Source organism: Spirosoma oryzicola (genome assembly GCF_021233055.1).
Classification (GTDB): domain Bacteria; phylum Bacteroidota; class Bacteroidia; order Cytophagales; family Spirosomataceae; genus Spirosoma; species Spirosoma oryzicola.
In genome coordinates, this window is sequence record NZ_CP089538.1 from 453,895 (window position 1) to 470,243 (window position 16,349).

Annotated in this window: 10 protein-coding genes; 7 read left to right on the forward strand and 3 right to left on the reverse strand. The window is 51.9% G+C overall.

All coding sequences use genetic code 11. The features are described from left to right. Positions 1-65: 65 nt before the first annotated feature. Positions 66-1,499 (reverse strand): glycoside hydrolase family 125 protein, encoded by a 1,434-nt coding sequence (locus LQ777_RS01880; RefSeq protein WP_232560821.1) that lies wholly within the window; start codon positions 1,497-1,499, stop codon positions 66-68. Between the two features lie 258 nt (positions 1,500-1,757). On the opposite strand from LQ777_RS01880, the gene LQ777_RS01885 reads away from it, so the two are divergent. The 6 genes from LQ777_RS01885 to LQ777_RS01910 all read left to right on the forward strand — a co-directional run bounded on the left by LQ777_RS01885 (position 1,758) and on the right by LQ777_RS01910 (position 9,540). Then, positions 1,758-2,459 carry an NUDIX hydrolase gene (locus LQ777_RS01885; protein ID WP_232560822.1) on the forward strand — a complete coding sequence of 234 codons (702 nt, stop codon included), beginning with the start codon at positions 1,758-1,760 and terminating at the stop codon, positions 2,457-2,459. A gap of 196 nt (positions 2,460-2,655) precedes the next feature. Then, complete coding sequence (locus LQ777_RS01890; RefSeq protein WP_232560823.1) at positions 2,656-4,341, forward strand: ribulokinase; 1,686 nt, start codon at positions 2,656-2,658, stop codon at positions 4,339-4,341. Then, on the forward strand, positions 4,319-5,809 hold the full coding sequence (araA, locus tag LQ777_RS01895; RefSeq protein ID WP_232560824.1) for an L-arabinose isomerase: 1,491 nt from the start codon (positions 4,319-4,321) through the stop codon (positions 5,807-5,809). Before LQ777_RS01890 ends, araA begins: the two co-directional genes overlap by 23 nt. A gap of 64 nt (positions 5,810-5,873) precedes the next feature. Continuing rightward, positions 5,874-7,415, forward strand: coding sequence for an alpha-N-arabinofuranosidase (locus tag LQ777_RS01900; protein ID WP_232560825.1), 1,542 nt, complete (start codon positions 5,874-5,876; stop codon positions 7,413-7,415). Between the two features lie 123 nt (positions 7,416-7,538). Next, positions 7,539-8,237, forward strand: a complete 699-nt coding sequence (locus LQ777_RS01905) for an L-ribulose-5-phosphate 4-epimerase (protein WP_232560826.1) — start codon at positions 7,539-7,541, stop codon at positions 8,235-8,237. Between the two features lie 145 nt (positions 8,238-8,382). Then, positions 8,383-9,540: an aldose epimerase family protein gene (locus LQ777_RS01910; RefSeq protein WP_232560827.1), complete on the forward strand. Its 1,158-nt coding sequence runs from the start codon at positions 8,383-8,385 to the stop codon at positions 9,538-9,540. Between the two features lie 88 nt (positions 9,541-9,628). Here LQ777_RS01910 and LQ777_RS01915 read toward each other — a convergent pair whose 3' ends face one another. Continuing rightward, the gene (locus tag LQ777_RS01915; protein ID WP_232560828.1) at positions 9,629-10,633 is read right to left on the reverse strand and encodes a ScyD/ScyE family protein; all 1,005 of its coding nucleotides are present in this window, start codon (positions 10,631-10,633) and stop codon (positions 9,629-9,631) included. Positions 10,634-10,908: 275 nt separating this feature from the next. Here LQ777_RS01915 and LQ777_RS01920 point away from each other — a divergent pair, with 275 nt between their 5' ends. Next, the gene (locus tag LQ777_RS01920) at positions 10,909-14,475 is read left to right on the forward strand and encodes a ThuA domain-containing protein (protein WP_232560829.1); all 3,567 of its coding nucleotides are present in this window, start codon (positions 10,909-10,911) and stop codon (positions 14,473-14,475) included. A 129-nt stretch (positions 14,476-14,604) separates the two neighbouring features. Here the strand turns inward: LQ777_RS01920 and LQ777_RS01925 are convergent, their stop codons facing one another. Next, complete coding sequence (locus tag LQ777_RS01925) at positions 14,605-16,146, reverse strand: YifB family Mg chelatase-like AAA ATPase (RefSeq protein ID WP_232560830.1); 1,542 nt, start codon at positions 16,144-16,146, stop codon at positions 14,605-14,607. Positions 16,147-16,349 lie beyond the last annotated feature (203 nt).

The window sequence follows — 16,349 nt, forward strand, 5'->3', positions numbered from 1 at the left end:
GAGCAGTAGGGCAGTGGTCGTATTTTAATGCATTGTATGGCTATGAGCGGTCTGCGATAGCGTGATTACAGCGGCTTGCTCAACAGATGAGGCCGTTCGGCTGCTACTTTTAACACAAACTCACCGAAGAGCGTGTTGGCCCAGGCAAACCACTTCCGGGTAAATTTAGTCGGGTCGTCCTGATTGAACGATTCGTGCATGAAACCTGTGCCCGCGTGGTTTTGCTTGAGCTGACGAAGCTGCGCCAGTATTTCTGCATCGTCGGTAGATGTTAGCCCGCGCATGATCAGACTCATTGGCCAGATGTTTTGTACCAGCGTATGCGGGCTACCGATCCCTTCGGCGGCTTTACCTTTGAAGAAATACGGATTGTCGGCGCTGAGCACAAAACGGCGGGTGTTTTTGTAAATCGGATCGCTGGCAGGAAATGCACCCAGGTACGGTAAGCCCAGCAGGTTCGGTACGTTGGCATCGTCCTGAAGCAGGTAGTTGCCGTAGCCGTCCACTTCCAGCGCGTAGATTTTGCCGTATTTCGGGTGATTGTAAATAGCATGCTGTTTCAGCGCGCCTTCGATTTCGTTGGACAGCGCCCGACAATCGCTGGCAAACGCAGCTTCGTTTTTGTGCATCTGGTCGATCATAGTCGCCAATTGCCGGAAGGAAACCACCGCAAACCAGTTTGATGGCACGTAGAACGGGAAAACCGTCGCGTCATCCGATGGGCGGAAAATGCTGTGGATCAAACCAATTGGGCGGGATGCATTGCCATAACCATCGCCCGGAACCGTATCCGTTGACCAGGACGTCGTGCGACTAAATCGATAAGGTCCCCGGTTTGTTTTGCGCTGTTGCTCCCGGCAAGTTTGCAAGGCCAGCTTCATAGCTTGTAGCCAGTTGGCATCGAAGGGACTCGTATCGCCCGTCAATTTCCAGTACTGATGAGCCAGCCGGATCGGGTAACAAAGCGAATCCAGTTCCCATTTGCGCTCATGGAGGCCGGGTTTCATGGCCGTAACGTCTTTTTTCCATTCGCCTTCTTTGGTCGCATCGGCGTAGAAAGCATTGGCATACGGATCGCGACGAATGCACTCGGCCTGTCGGCGAATAACCCCCTCAATGAGTTGCTGTAAAGGCTTATCCTGCTTGATGAGCGGTAAATAAGGCCAGACCTGCGCCGTACTGTCGCGCAACCACATAGCGTCAATATCACCGGTAATCACAAACGTATCGGGCTTGCCGTCGCGGCTACTGAACTGAACCGTAGTATCGAGCGTGTTGGGAAAGCAGTTTTCGAACAGCCAGGCTAGTTCAGGATCACGGATGGTTTTGTGCATCCGCTCAATTGTTTGGTCAACGGCAGCACTCTTGAAATTCCGCTGACCGGTAGCCGTTCGAACAACGGGAAAATCGGGCGCTGAGGTTGCCCAGACGGCAGGCTGATTGACGAGTAATCCGGCACTGACTAAGCTGGACTGTTGGATAAAATGACGGCGATTCATGTAAACGAAAAGTAACGATAAGACGCAAAAAATGCCGGGTACAGCGCATAACGCTTCACTGTACGGTAATCAGGAGCAAAGAAAATGCAGCCAGCGCCCAGAATCGCATTCAAGGACAATATTATTTCGCGTTAAGGCCGTATTTGGCCTCCAAAGAAGGTATTCTTACATTGTTTACGCACTTTTTAGTGGATCAGCATATCTTTTTCTATACTTATGGCTTGAACCCCCGATTACGTCTCAGTACGATAAACGCTCATGATTCATTATACGCATCCAAACCGGATTTTGGTAGCACTGGACTGCATTATCTTCGGCTTCGATGGCGAAGAGATCAAGCTTCTGTTGATCAAACGAAATTTTGAACCGGAGAAGGGTAAGTGGTCGCTCATGGGCGGATTTCTGAATGAGACCGAGGACCTGGAAGCCGCTTCTCAGCGCATTCTGTACGAACTCACCGGATTGACCAACAATTATCTGGAGCAGTTGCAGACCTTCGGTGCCGTAAACCGAGATCCCGTAGAACGAACGATCTCGGTAATCTACTACGCGCTGGTCAATATCGAACAGCAGGATGTTAATGCCATTAAAGCGCATAACGCCTATTGGATTAGCCTGACGAATAAACCGGAACTGATCTTCGACCACGATGCCATGGTTGAACAGGCACTGCAACGGTTACGCTACAAAGCCGCTTTGCACGCTATTGGCTTTGAGCTGTTACCGGAAAAATTCACGATTCCACAGCTTCAAAAACTCTACGAAGCGATCTACAAAACCCAACTCGACCGTCGCAATTTTAGTCGGAAAATCATGTCGACGGGTTTGTTGGAGAGTACGGGTGAAAAGGATACCAACTCGGCTACCAAAAAAGGCCAGCTCTACCGGTTGAATAGTGAAAAATACCAGCGGTATCTGACCGATTACGTTAGCTTCTTCCCCGAACTGACTTTATCATAAAACCGACTCATTCTTCCGGAATAATATACTATGTTTCGATAGCTGGTGAGTAAAAAATAATTTCTATTCTTTATTGATACAACACAACAAGTTTGTAGTATTGTGTCAGATAAACACTATTCGGAAATCGCTTCTGAATGAAACCCTTACTTAATGATCCGGCGCCCAAATCGGGACGCGGTAACAAATCACCATTATGAGCAATTCCTACGTTATCGGGGTTGATTTTGGCACCGACTCGGTCAGGGCGCTGATCGTCGATACGCAGACCGGTCAGGCCGTTGGAACGCATGTCCATAACTATGTCCGGTGGAAAAAAGGACTTTACTGCAATCCCGCTACTTCGCAGTTTCGCCAGCATCCGCTCGATTATCTGGAAGGGCTGGAAGCAAGTATCCGGGGCGCACTGGCTAACGCATCCGATGACGTACGACAGCACGTAGTCGGTATCTCGATTGATACGACAGGTTCGACACCCGGACCGGTGGATGAAACAGGGTTGCCGCTAGCGCTTCGGCCCGATTTTGCCGAGAACCCAAACGGGATGTTTATTCTCTGGAAAGACCATACCGCCAATGCCGAAGCGGAAGAAATCAACAACCTCGCTCACCACTGGGATATTGACTACACGAAATACGTCGGGGGTATCTACTCGTCGGAGTGGTTCTGGGCAAAAATGCTGCGAACGATCCGGGTGGACGAAGCGGTTCGTCAGCACGCGTTTTCGTGGGTCGAGCATTGCGACTGGATTTCGGCAGTGCTGACCGGCAATACGAATCCACTCACGCTTCGTCGGTCGCGTTGTGCGGCTGGTCACAAAGCGCTTTGGCACAGTGAGTTTGATGGACTACCTTCCGAAGAGTTTCTTACCCAGCTCGATCCTTTGCTGGCCGGACAGCGCGACCGGCTTTACCACGATACCTACACATCCGACCAGTCTATGGGAAACCTGTCGGCTGAATGGGCTCAAAAATTAGGGCTCTCTACCGACGTTGTTACTGGGGTTGGTGCTTTCGATGCGCATATGGGCGCTATCGGTGCGGAGATTGAACCTTACGCTTTTGTTCGGATCATTGGTACGTCAACCTGCGATATTCTGATGGCTCCCAATGAAGAAATCGGTCATCGGCTTATTCGCGGCATCTGCGGTCAGGTCGATGGGTCGGTTGCGCCGGGAATGCTCGGTCTGGAAGCGGGTCAATCGGCTTTTGGCGACGTGTACGCGTGGTTTGCCCGGCTGATTACCGGCCCGGTGCGCGAACTGCTGGGCGACGAAGCCGCTGATACCATGAGCAGTCAGCTCATCCCACATCTTTCGGCACAGGCCGAGCAGTTGCCCGTTACGGCGAACGATCTGATTGCGCTGGACTGGATCAACGGACGCCGGACGCCCGATGCCAATCATACGCTGAAAGCGGCCATTACTGGCCTGAACCTTGGAACGGATGCACCTAAGATCTTCAAAGCACTGGTCGAAGCGACGGCCTTCGGTTCTCGCAGCATTGTCGATCGTTTCCTACAGGAAGGCGTTCCGATCAGCAAGGTAATTGCAATTGGGGGGGTGGCCAAAAAATCACCCTTTGTCATGCAAACCCTAGCCGATGTGCTTAATAAACCCATTCAGGTGGCTAGTTCCGATCAGGCCTGTGCGCTGGGAGCCGCCATGTGTGCCGCTGTAGCCGCTGGTATTCATCCGACGATGGAAGCCGCTCAGCAAGCAATGGGTTCAGGCTTCGATGCCGAGTACCAGCCCCGTCCAGAACAGGTAGCGACCTACGAAACTTTATACCAGAAGTACCTTCAACTAGGCGCTTTTGTCGAAAATAAACCAGTAAGCAGTTCCCAATCAATCGCGCAGTATGCTCAATCTGAATCACTATGAAGTCTGGTTCGTCACCGGAAGTCAACACTTGTACGGTGAAGAAACGCTTCGACAAGTAGATGCTCATTCCCAAATTATTGCCAAGTTTTTAGATGAAGCTTCGGCTGTTCCGGTACGGGTCGTTTTCAAGCCAGTCGTTAAAACACCGGACGAAATTTACGCGATCTGTCAGGAGGCCAATGTCGCACCCAATTGTGTAGGGATCATAACCTGGATGCACACGTTTTCGCCCGCTAAAATGTGGATTCGCGGACTGACGGTGCTTAAAAAACCATTGCTTCACCTGCATACCCAGTTCAACCGGGATATTCCCTGGGGCGACATCGACATGGATTTTATGAACCTCAACCAGTCGGCGCACGGCGACCGCGAGTTTGGGTTCATGGTATCGCGGATGCGCCTGAACCGGAAGGTAATCGTTGGTTTCTGGCAGGATGAGAGCGTTGTACAGAAGATCGGTGCCTGGACACGGGTGGCCGTAGCCGCTTACGAGTTAAAGACCATGAAGGTAGCCCGTTTTGGGGATAACATGCGTCAGGTAGCCGTGACAGAAGGCGATAAAGTAGCGGCCGAAATGACCTTCGGGATGTCGGTTAATACCTACGGAATCGGGGATCTGGTCGCGGTGATCAATCAGGTAACGGACGGGGACATAGATCGGCTGGTGGAAGAGTATGCCGATAGCTACACGCTGATGGATTCGCTGCTGAAAGGCGGTGCGCAATACAGTTCGTTGCGCGATGCGGCTAAGATCGAATTAGGCTTGCGGGCTTTCCTGAAAGACGGAAACTTTAGCGCCTACACCGATACGTTCGAGGATTTGCACGGTATGGCGCAGCTACCTGGTATCGCGTCGCAGCGGCTGATGGCTGACGGCTACGGTTTCGGGGGCGAGGGCGACTGGAAAACCTCGGCGATGGTGCGTACGCTAAAAGTGATGGCGGCTGGTCTACCGGGCGGTAACTCGTTTATGGAAGATTACACCTACCATTTCGATCCGGTAAATCCGTTGGTACTGGGCTCCCACATGCTTGAAATCTGCCCGTCCATTGCCGACGGTAAACCGTCCTGCGAAATTCATCCGTTGGGTATTGGCGGCAAAGCCGATCCGGTGCGGCTGGTGTTCAACGCTCCGGCGGGTCCCGCAATCAACGTATCGCTGATCGACATGGGCAATCGGTTCCGTTTGCTGGTCAACGAAGTCGAAGCGGTTGCCGTAACCGAAGCGTTGCCCAAATTGCCGGTAGCCCGCGCCTTGTGGAAACCCATGCCCGACATGCAAACCGGCTGTGCGGCCTGGATATTAGCGGGAGGGGCGCACCACACGGTCTACAGCCAAAACCTGACGACCGAACATATCGAGGATTTTGCCGAAATCTTTGGTGTCGAACTAGTTGTCATTGACAAGGACACAACCCTACGGCAGCTAAAGAACGAATTACGCTGGAACGAAGCGTCTTATCGATAACCCTTTCCTGTCCTCTGCTCACGCTTTTACGGAAACGAAGGAGCAGAGGACAACCCTGATTTTTATGAAAAAACCATTTCTTACACTGGCGTTGGCGTCGCTGAGTCTTGTTGGCTTAGCACAGAACAAAGTGACGATCAATGGGGATGAAGGCAAGCATACCATCAACCGGCATATCTACGGCCATTTTGCCGAACACCTGGGCCGCTGCATCTACGGCGGTTTTTACGTCGGCGACAACAACAAGACCATCCCGAACAAAAACGGGGTGCGGCTCGACGTGGTCGACGCGTTGAAGAAGATGAAAATTCCGAATCTGCGGTGGCCGGGCGGCTGCTTTGCAGATACGTATCACTGGAAAGACGGCATTGGTCCGAAAGCCAAACGCCCGAAGATCGTGAACACCTGGTGGGGGGGCGTTACAGAAGATAACAGCTTTGGTACGCACGACTTTCTAAACATGTGCGAACTGCTGGGCACCGAGCCGTATCTGGCAGGTAACGTCGGCAGTGGCACCGTGCAGGACCTCAGCGAATGGGTGCAGTACGTCAACTTCCCGAGCAATAGCCCTATGTCGGCCCTGCGGCAGCAGAATGGGCGGGCGACCCCCTGGAACGTCAAATACTGGGGTGTTGGCAACGAAGCGTGGGGTTGTGGAGGAAACATGAAACCGGACTATTACGCCAACATCTACCGCCAGTACAGCACCTTTATGAACGGGCAGGTCGGTAAGGAAAAGATCTTCCGCATTGCATCCGGAGCCAGTTCGGATGATTACAACTGGACCGAAACGTTGATGAAAAACATTCCCGGCAACATGCTCGAAGGTGTGGCGATGCACCATTACTCGGTGTTTGGCTGGGGTGAAAATGCGAAAGGTTCGGCCACGGAGTTCACCGAAACCGACTACGCCCACACCATGAACGAAGCCCTGAAAATGGATGAGTTCGTGCAGAAGCACTCGGAGATCATGGACAAGTACGACCCGAAGAAAAAGGTTGCGCTGGTCGTCGACGAGTGGGGTGCGTGGTACAACGTTGAGCCGGGTACGAATCCGGGGTTCCTTTTCCAGCAGAACACCATGCGCGACGCAGTACTGGCGGGAGCTACGCTCAATATTTTCCACAAGCATGCTGAACGGGTTCGGATGGCTAACCTGGCGCAGGCGATCAACGTACTACAGGCGGTTATCCTGACCGACGGTCCAAAGATGCTGCTGACGCCAACCTACCACGTGCTGGAAATGTACAACGTTCACCAGGACGCAACCATGCTACCGGTCGACGTGAAAGCTGACGACTACAAAGTGGGTGAGTACAAAATGCCTGCCGTGTCGGTTTCTGCCTCGCGCGACAAAGCCGGAAAAACGCACATTTCGCTGGTCAACATCGACGCGGGTAAGCCCCAGACCTTCACGGTAAATCTGAAAGGCATTAACGCGAAAAGCGTGTCGGGTCGTATTCTGACATCGGCTAAAGTGCAGGACTACAACACCTTCGCTCAGCCGAATAAAGTGAAACCGGCGTCTTTCTCCGGTGCCAAACTCACTGGTGATGAACTAACCGTAACCCTGCCCCCGGTGTCGGTGGTGGTGTTAGAAATGTAGAATTAATGAATGCGTGCCGCAACGGAGGTTGAATGAATGAGCGAGTGTTTGGTTTTGCGCCAGCAATTATTCGCTTATTCAACCTCTTTTGCGGCACGCATTCATACAATCACGCATTGAATCATGTACAAAAATCTTCAAGACGAATGCTACGAGGCTAATATGCAGCTTCCGGAGCTGGGACTGGTGCTGTTTACGTTCGGTAACGTCAGTGCTGTCGATCGCGACAAAGCGGTATTTGCGATCAAGCCCAGCGGGGTACCGTACGCGCTGCTCAAACCCGAAGACATCGTTATCTGCGATTACGACGCGAAGATTGTCGCCGGAACCATGCGCCCCTCGTCCGATACGAAAACGCACGCGCTGCTGTACAAAACCTGGGACGACATTGGCGGAATCACGCACACCCACAGTACCTACGCGGTGGCCTGGGCGCAGGCGGGTATGGACATTCCCATCTTCGGCACGACCCACGCCGACCACACGCATCAGGATATCCCCTGCGCCCCGGTACTAACCGACGAGATGATTCAGGGCGACTACGAACACGAAACGGGGAACCAGATTTTCGACGTATTCCGGGAAAAGGGGCTGTCGCACAAGGAAGTCGAAATGGTGTTGCTGCAAAATCACGGTCCGTTCACTTGGGGGAAAACGGCCGAAAAATCAGTGTACAATGCTGCCGTGCTGGAAGAAGTGGCCCGTATGGCGTACATGACACTGGTGATCAACCCCGATACGCCACGCATCAAAGACACGCTTCGGCTCAAGCATTACGAACGCAAGCACGGCAAGAATGCCTACTACGGGCAAGGGTGCTGACATGTAGCTCCAAAAGAAAATTGTAAACTGAAACCGCGATCAATCTGATTATCGATCAGCTACATTATTTTCTGATGCGTATTCGCTTTTACGTAGCGGGGAGCGGGATCGAACTCCGCATCTTATCATCACCTTGCCTTTTCCCATGAAAATAGTCTTTCAATTTACAGCTGTTGCCCTGCTGATGGGCTGCTTAGCCATGACATCTTCTTCCCCAGAATCAATTGACCAGAATCAAAAAGCCGGAATTGAAAAGTCAGTGTTTGGTCAGTTACCCAGTGGGCAAACGGCTGATTTATACACGCTTCGCAACGCAGCCGGTATGACCGCCAAGATAACCAACTACGGTGGTATTCTGGTGTCGCTGGTAACACCGGATAAAAATGGCAAATTCGAAGAAGTTACACTGGGTTACGATTCACTGGACCCCTATGTACAAAGCAACCCCTTTTTCGGTGCTTTGGTGGGGCGCTACGGAAATCGAATTGCGAAAGGTCAGTTTACACTCGATGGAAAAACGTATTCGCTCGTAACGAACAACATGGGTAACCATCTGCACGGTGGTAAAGTCGGTTTCGACAAGGTACTCTGGACTGCTACGCCGGTCGATGGCAAAGAGCCCGCCCTGAAGTTGGCGTATACTGCAAAAGATGGCGAAGAAGGTTATCCGGGCAATCTGGCGGTTGCCGTTACCTACACGCTCACCAACGACAATACGTTGCGGATCGACTACCAGGCTACGACCGATAAACCAACCGTGGTGAACCTGACCAATCACACGTATTTCAATCTGACCGGCGGAGTCAAGCGCGACGTTCTCGACCACGTGGTGACGCTCAATGCCGATCGGTTTCTACCCGTTGACAAGACCTTGATTCCGACGGGCGAACTAAAGCCTGTTGCGGGTACGGTTTTCGATTTTACGAAGCCAACGCCGATCGGTGCACGGATCAACGATGCGAACGACGAGCAGATCAAATACGGATCGGGCTATGACCATTGCTGGCTGATCAACGGTCCTGAAACGGCGTCGAAGCGAGTTGCTACGGTCTATGAACCAACCAGCGGACGAGTGATGGAAGTGCGTACCACTGAACCCGCCGTTCAGTTTTACACGAGCAATATGTTGGTCAGCAAAGCGCCGGGTCACGGTGGAGTTTCCTACAAAAAGCGGGATGCGCTGTGCCTTGAAACGCAACATTACCCTGACTCGCCTAACCAGCCTTCTTTCCCGACAACCGAACTACGACCCGGCCAGACGTACAAAACGACAACCGAGTATACGTTCTCTACCCGGAAATAATTGCTGAACGCGTTTGACACAGTACTAACGTGAAGAGGGCCGTATAATCGTATACGGCCCTCTTCACGTTAGTCGGCTAATTGGTCGATTAGTACGTTATTTTCTTAACCGTACCGTCAATCAGGCTGCTGACGTAGTAGGTGTTAGCGGCAGTACCTGCAATGATCGATGTTGGGTAATTAAGACCCGTTAGTAATGTTGTCGTTTGTCCATTGACGGTTTGCTTTATGTTTCCTGAATTTTGGGCGAAACCTTGCGGACCGAACTCTCCAACACTAAGCGTGATAATGCGCTTGTCAGGTGCTAGCAGTAAATCTACCATTGTCGTATAGCCTTCCTGGAACGTATCCACGCTACCGTCCTGACTGATTTTATAGATTCGAGCCTTGCCCACAGGGAAAGGAAAACCAATCAACGTAGTTACCAGAAACTTATCGCCATCAAACGTAATGCTGGTTGGTACAACGTTGATTTTAGGCGGGCCCACCGTGGTTGGATTGTCAATGTTTGCCAGTTCTGTGAACACACTCAACGCTCCATTGGGGGTCCGCCGAATGATGGCGTTGGCTGCTGCGTCAGTGATGTACAAATCGCCGTTGGGCGCGAACGTAAGGTTATACAGGTTTGAATCGTCGGTATCTTCCTTAAACTTATAATTCAAGACAAACTGACCTATTGGCTCGCTGCTGAGTTGGCTAACCGTCATAGCCGGATCGCCCGGCTTAAAATTAGAAACATCGGCTTTGTACAACTTGTCATCGACGCCGTGCAGAATGTACAGCATACCGTCTTTATAAGCCAGATGGTTAAGACCGTCGGGCGTGTTTTCGGGGCTAACGGTCACCGAAAAACCGGTGATGACCGGGTACTTATTGCCGTCCGGTGTGATGACCGATACGCGACCCGCTCCGGCTTCGGTAACCCAGATCTGTCCTTTAGCGTCACGCGCCAGACCGATGGGCGCGCCCAGGCCACTAGCCAACGTGGTAGGAGTTGGTAACTGACCCGAAGCAGGTGGCTCCCGGTGATCCTGACAACTGGTTGCTGCCAGAAGAGCGCACAGAGAAAAAACGCTAAGCAGTTTAGTTTTCATGAACGAGTAATGAGGAATTGAAACGTAGATAGATGACTAGCAATCAGTATGATTACGGGGCCAAAATAAAAGAGCTTGAAAGGATATCGTTGTTTTTTATAGCAAACGGTAGCTTTAGAAGAGCCCCTATTATTTTACGGTAGTCTACGCAGGCAATTTATTCCATAAGCTGTGCTATGCTACCTATTTGGTTAGGTAGTTTAGGCCGGTTTCGGTCTTATGGCTATAACCTAGTAGTCAATCTATTTCCTAAGCGCTGCTTAACTGTAATCGTTATGTCTTTTTTATCGACATCTGGTAAACACTGGCTTCATCTGCTCGGAGCGGCCGGGGTTTCCATAAGTTTGTACGCGTGCCTGAGTACGCAAAAAGTTACCAATCAAACGGGAGCCAACTCGGTTTCGGCCACCGACGCTTCGGTAACACCTACGTCTGCCGTTCCTGAACCGGGCCGGGCCACGTTAGGCCGGGCCACACCTGGCCGGGTGTTGGTTTTTTCTAAAACAAAAGGCTGGAAACACACGTCCATTCCGTTTGGCATTGCGGCTATTCAGAAGCTGGGTCGGGAAAACAACTTTCTGGTCGATACGACCAAAAACGCGAATTACTTCAACGACGATAGCCTGAAAAAGTATCAGGCCGTTGTCTTTCTGAGTACTACGGGCAACATATTAAATCAAATCCAACAAGCGGCTTTTGAGCGGTACATTCAGGCCGGGGGTGGCTACATGGGTATTCATGCCGCTGCCGATACCGAATACGATTGGCCGTGGTACAACAAACTGGTGGGTGGGTATTTCGCGAGCCATCCGAGTAATTCAAACGTTCGGAAAGCGACGGTTGACGTGACCGACAAAAACCATCCGTCAACGGCGCACCTGCCCGACCATTGGGAACGCACGGATGAGTGGTACAACTACCGCTCGTTCTACACCGATCTGACCGTACTGGCTAATCTGGACGAGAACACCTACGACGGAGGAACAAACGGTAGCAATCACCCGATTGCCTGGTATCATGAGTTTGACGGTGGACGCGCTTTTTACACGGGCGGTGGCCACGAAGATGCCAGCTTTAGCGAACCGTTGTTTGTGCAGCACGTACTCGGTGGTCTGAAATGGGCCATGGGCGACGGCAAGGCCCTGAACTACAGCAAATCGTATGCAGTGGTAATGCCCGAAGAAAACCGATTCGTAAAAACGGTCCTGGTTAATGACCTCAACGAGCCGATGGAGTTAGCCGTGGCCAACGACGGTCGTGTTTTCTTTACCGAACGCAGCGGTAACCTGTCGGTTTACAACAGCCGCACCAACGAGCATAAAATCATGCACAAGTTTGCGGTAACGACCAAGCAGGGCTTCGGTGTACAGGGCGTTACGGTTGATCCAAATTTTGCAACGAACCATTACCTGTACGTGTATTATTCGCCCGATACCGACAAAGATCCGACCTATCATCTGTCGCGCTTCGTGGTCAATGCCAACAATACGCTTGATCTGGCTTCGGAGAAAGTAATCCTGAAAGTGCCCGGTGAGTTTGAAGCTAGTGCCCACCACGGCGGCTCGCTGGCCTGGGATAAAGACGGAAACCTGTTTCTTTCAACGGGCGATAACACCAACCCGTTTCCATCGAACGGCTACGCGCCCATCGATGAACGTCCCGATCATCTAACACTCGATGCCCAGCGGTCAGCCGCCAACACCAACGATTTACGCGGTAAAGTCCTTCGTATTCATCCTCAGGCCGATGGTACCTACACGATTCCTGACGGTAACCTATTTCCGAAAGGTACTGCTCAAACGCTGCCTGAGATCTACACGATGGGGCTACGGAATCCGTACCGCATTGCCGTCAACCCGAAAACGTCGGTCCTGTACTGGGGCGAAATCGGTCCTGATGCCGGAAAAGACAGTACCATCGGACCACGGGGTTATGACGAATTCAACCAGGCGAAAAAGCCCGGTAACTACGGCTGGCCCCTGTTCATCGGTAACAGCCAGCCCTATCCCGATCTGAATTTTGCGACCAACGAGGCCGGTCCGAAATTTGATCCGAAGGCACCGGTTAACAGTTCCCCGAACAATACGGGCATGAAAAATCTGCCGCCGACCAATTCGGCCATGATCTGGTATCCGTATGCCGCTTCAAAAGAGTTTCCCGAACTAGGCTTGGGCGGACGCAGTGCCATGGCGGGCGAGTTTTATACCTACGACAAGAACTCGTCGTCGAAAACGAAATTCCCGGAATACTACGACGGAGCCTTGTTTATCTTCGACTGGATGCGCAACTGGGTTGTAGCCGCGCGGTTTGATAAAGACGAAAACTACGTGCGCAACGAGCCGTTCATGGCCGCTGGTGGCGACTTCCGGCGACCTATCGACCTCGCGTTCGGTAAAGATGGAATTATGTACATGCTGGAATATGGTTCCGTTTATGGCGCTGACAACGACGATGCGCGTTTGGTGAAAATCGAATACAACACGGGCAACCGGCCACCCATTGCCAAAGCAGGTGTTGTTGACTCGGTAGCCGTAGCGCAGCGGAATGCCCGTTCGTACCTGACGTCTGACGGACGCAACGCCCCCGCCATCCGGGAGGCCATCGGTCAGGCTCCGTTGCGGGTAAAATTCAGCGGTCGCGGTACCGATCTGGACGATGAAGACCAACTGACGTATCAATGGCTCTTTGACGGAAAAACGGTTGGTGCAACGCAACCCAACGCGACGTATACCTACAGTCAACCCGGTGTTTATAAGGCTATTTTCAAAGTAAGTGACCAGACCGGACAGGTTGGCATGGACACCATTGTTGTCAAAGTCGGCAATGCTAGCCCTGAAGTGGCTATTACAACACCCGGCAACAAATCTTTCTACTGGGAAAATAAGCCGTTTGCATACGCCGTAAAAGTGACGGATAAGGAGGACAAAAAGATTGATCCCAAAAAGATAAAAGTAGTCTACGCCTACAGCGCACAACCGGGGGGAGCCCCAACGGCGGGTCCTCAGCAGGGCCATCAGGACTTAGCCGCTATCGGTAATGGGTCACTGGGTAAAACGCTGGTTGCCAATAGCGATTGTAAAGCGTGTCATACCATCGATAAGCCATCGGTGGGTCCAACCTTCCTGGCGGTTGCTACCCGTTACAAAGGGCAGACCGGATCGGTCGAGCGACTGGCAAAGAAGATTATCGAAGGGGGGGGCGGTAACTGGAGCAAAGACCATCTGATGAGTGCTCACCCGCAGATTCCGGTGCAGGATGCTCAGGAAATGGTGAAATACATCTTCTCGCTGACCGACGAGCGCAAACAGAAAACGGTTCCGCTGCAAGGAACGCTGGCGTTGAATGAGCATAAGCCGGAGGAAGCGCGAGGGCAATACACGTTGGTAGCTTCGTACACCGACAACGGCGGGAAAGTGGTTGGACCGCTTACGGGTACCGACATCGTCACGTTGCGCAATGCGAAAGTAAAAACGCTCAACGCTGATGCTTACGTTGGGTTTCCGCGCTGGGGCAGTCGGCTGGGTGCCGGAAGTCACAAAGCGTATATTTTGATGAAAGACATCGATCTGACGAATATCAAGTCGCTCACGTACGATTACTCATCAGTCAGCAAAGATGGCGAAATCGAAGTACGGCTCGATTCTTACGCTGCGCCCGTCGTCAGCCGAACAGCCTACAAAGCAACCGGCGACTGGAAAAAGAACAGCGAAGTAACGGGTACTTTTGATAAGCCCGTGACCGGTAAGCACGATGTTTACATTGTTGTGGTCAAGCGAGATAAGCCGAACAACGACATTATTCAGTTGAACAGCATTCAGTTCAACGAGCAGAATAATCAATAATTATTCTGTATGGTATTACTCGTGTGGTGTCGATTTCTCAAAATAGTATTGTCCGAAATGTTGGATTTGCTGTAATCTGATGTCCTTCTGCGGTGGTGTCGGTTTCTCAAAACCGACACCACTGTTGTTTTATCCCGCCCAACTCTCCCGGTCCAGGCTCCGGTACTGAATCGCTTCGGCGAGGTGCTCGATGCGGATTTCTTCGCTGGCGGCCAGGTCGGCAATTGTGCGCGACACTTTCAGAATGCGGTCATACGCGCGGGCCGACAAGCCGAGCCGTTCCATCGCCGTTCGAAGCAAAGCCCGCCCAGCATCGCTGATGACGCAGATTTCCTTCACCATTTGCGAAGGCATCATGGCATTGGAATAAATGCCCGGCTGATCATTGAACCGCTCCGTTTGTATATCGCGGGCTTTGATTACCCGCTCCCGAATCACTTCACTGGATTCAGCAGGACGGTTCGCCGTCATTTGATCGAACGAAACGGGTGTTACTTCAACGTGCAAATCGATCCGGTCGAGGAGAGGGCCACTGATTTTAGCCAGGTATTTCTGCACCACACCCGGTCCGCATACACATTCTTTGTCAGGGTGATTGTAGTAGCCGCAAGGGCAGGGGTTCATACTGGCAATAAGCATGAAACTAGCCGGAAACTCTACCGCCCACTTGGCCCGTGAGATGCTTACTTTTCGATCTTCCAGCGGCTGCCGCATGACTTCCAGCGCCGAGCGTTTGAACTCTGGCAACTCATCCAGAAACAAAACGCCGTTGTGGGCCAGCGAGATTTCACCCGGCTGCGGAAAACTACCACCACCAACCAGAGCCGCGTCGGAAATCGAGTGGTGTGGGGCGCGGTAGGGGCGGGTCGCAATGAGCGTGGCGCGGCTGCCGAGCTTACCCGCTACGGAGTGAATTTTGGTTGTTTCGAGCGCTTCCTGCAACGTAAGTGGGGGTAGGATGGTAGGCAAGCGCTTTGCCAGCATCGTTTTACCCGCACCCGGCGGACCAATCATGATGGCGTTGTGCCCACCGGCCGCAGCAATCTCCAATGCCCGTTTAATGTTTTCCTGGCCCTGTACGTGTGAGAAATCAACTTCATACGCGTTGATCTGACTCATAAACAAATCGCGCGTGTCGCTGACCAACGGCTCGATCTCTTTCTTACCTTCGAAGTAATCAACCGCTTCCTGTATGGTTGTCACACCAATAACGTCCAGATTGTTGACGATAGCCGCTTCCTGGGCGTTTTCGACGGGAAGAATAAATCCTTTGTAACCCTGTTTTCGGGCTTCAATCGCAATGGGCAATACGCCTTTGATGGGCCTGAGTTTTCCGTCAAGCGCCAGTTCGCCCATAATCACGTAGTCTTCCAGATTGCGTTTAGTCGTAATCTGTTCGGATGCCTGGAGGATACAAAGCGCAATCGGCAGATCGTACGCGGAACCTTCCTTGCGGATATCGGCGGGGGCCAAGTTAACCACGACTTTCTGCCGGGGCATTCGGTAACCGAAAAATTTCAGAGATGCTTCCACCCGGTGTTCACTTTCCTTAACGGCACTATCGGGCAAACCGACGAGATGAAAATGCAAACCCTGCGCAACGACCACTTCGATCGTAATCAAACTGGCATTGACGCCATACACAGCCGCGCCGAAGGTTTTAGCTAGCATAGAAGAAAGAAGTAAACAAATTAAATAAATAGGTTTCAAATCTACATTGCTGTCGGTCAATAACAAAGTAGATTTCGGTGTCAGTATGCTCGTGGTGCCAGATTCTCAAATCATTATTGTCCGAAATGTTAGCTTTGCCTCAATCCGATGTCCTTCTAGGGTGGTATCGGTTTTGAGAAACCGACACGAATTGCTGACGCCAA

Excerpts from the sequence above, each read along its gene's own strand:
- LQ777_RS01880 (WP_232560821.1), bottom strand. The coding sequence starts at position 1,499 with ATGAATCGCCGTCATTTTATCCAACAGTCCAGCTTAGTCAGTGCCGGA.
- LQ777_RS01885 (WP_232560822.1), top strand. The coding sequence starts at position 1,758 with ATGATTCATTATACGCATCCAAACCGGATTTTGGTAGCACTGGACTGC.
- LQ777_RS01890 (WP_232560823.1), top strand. The coding sequence starts at position 2,656 with ATGAGCAATTCCTACGTTATCGGGGTTGATTTTGGCACCGACTCGGTC.
- araA (WP_232560824.1), top strand. The coding sequence starts at position 4,319 with ATGCTCAATCTGAATCACTATGAAGTCTGGTTCGTCACCGGAAGTCAA.
- LQ777_RS01900 (WP_232560825.1), top strand. The coding sequence starts at position 5,874 with ATGAAAAAACCATTTCTTACACTGGCGTTGGCGTCGCTGAGTCTTGTT.
- LQ777_RS01905 (WP_232560826.1), top strand. The coding sequence starts at position 7,539 with ATGTACAAAAATCTTCAAGACGAATGCTACGAGGCTAATATGCAGCTT.
- LQ777_RS01910 (WP_232560827.1), top strand. The coding sequence starts at position 8,383 with ATGAAAATAGTCTTTCAATTTACAGCTGTTGCCCTGCTGATGGGCTGC.
- LQ777_RS01915 (WP_232560828.1), bottom strand. The coding sequence starts at position 10,633 with ATGAAAACTAAACTGCTTAGCGTTTTTTCTCTGTGCGCTCTTCTGGCA.
- LQ777_RS01920 (WP_232560829.1), top strand. The coding sequence starts at position 10,909 with ATGTCTTTTTTATCGACATCTGGTAAACACTGGCTTCATCTGCTCGGA.
- LQ777_RS01925 (WP_232560830.1), bottom strand. The coding sequence starts at position 16,146 with ATGCTAGCTAAAACCTTCGGCGCGGCTGTGTATGGCGTCAATGCCAGT.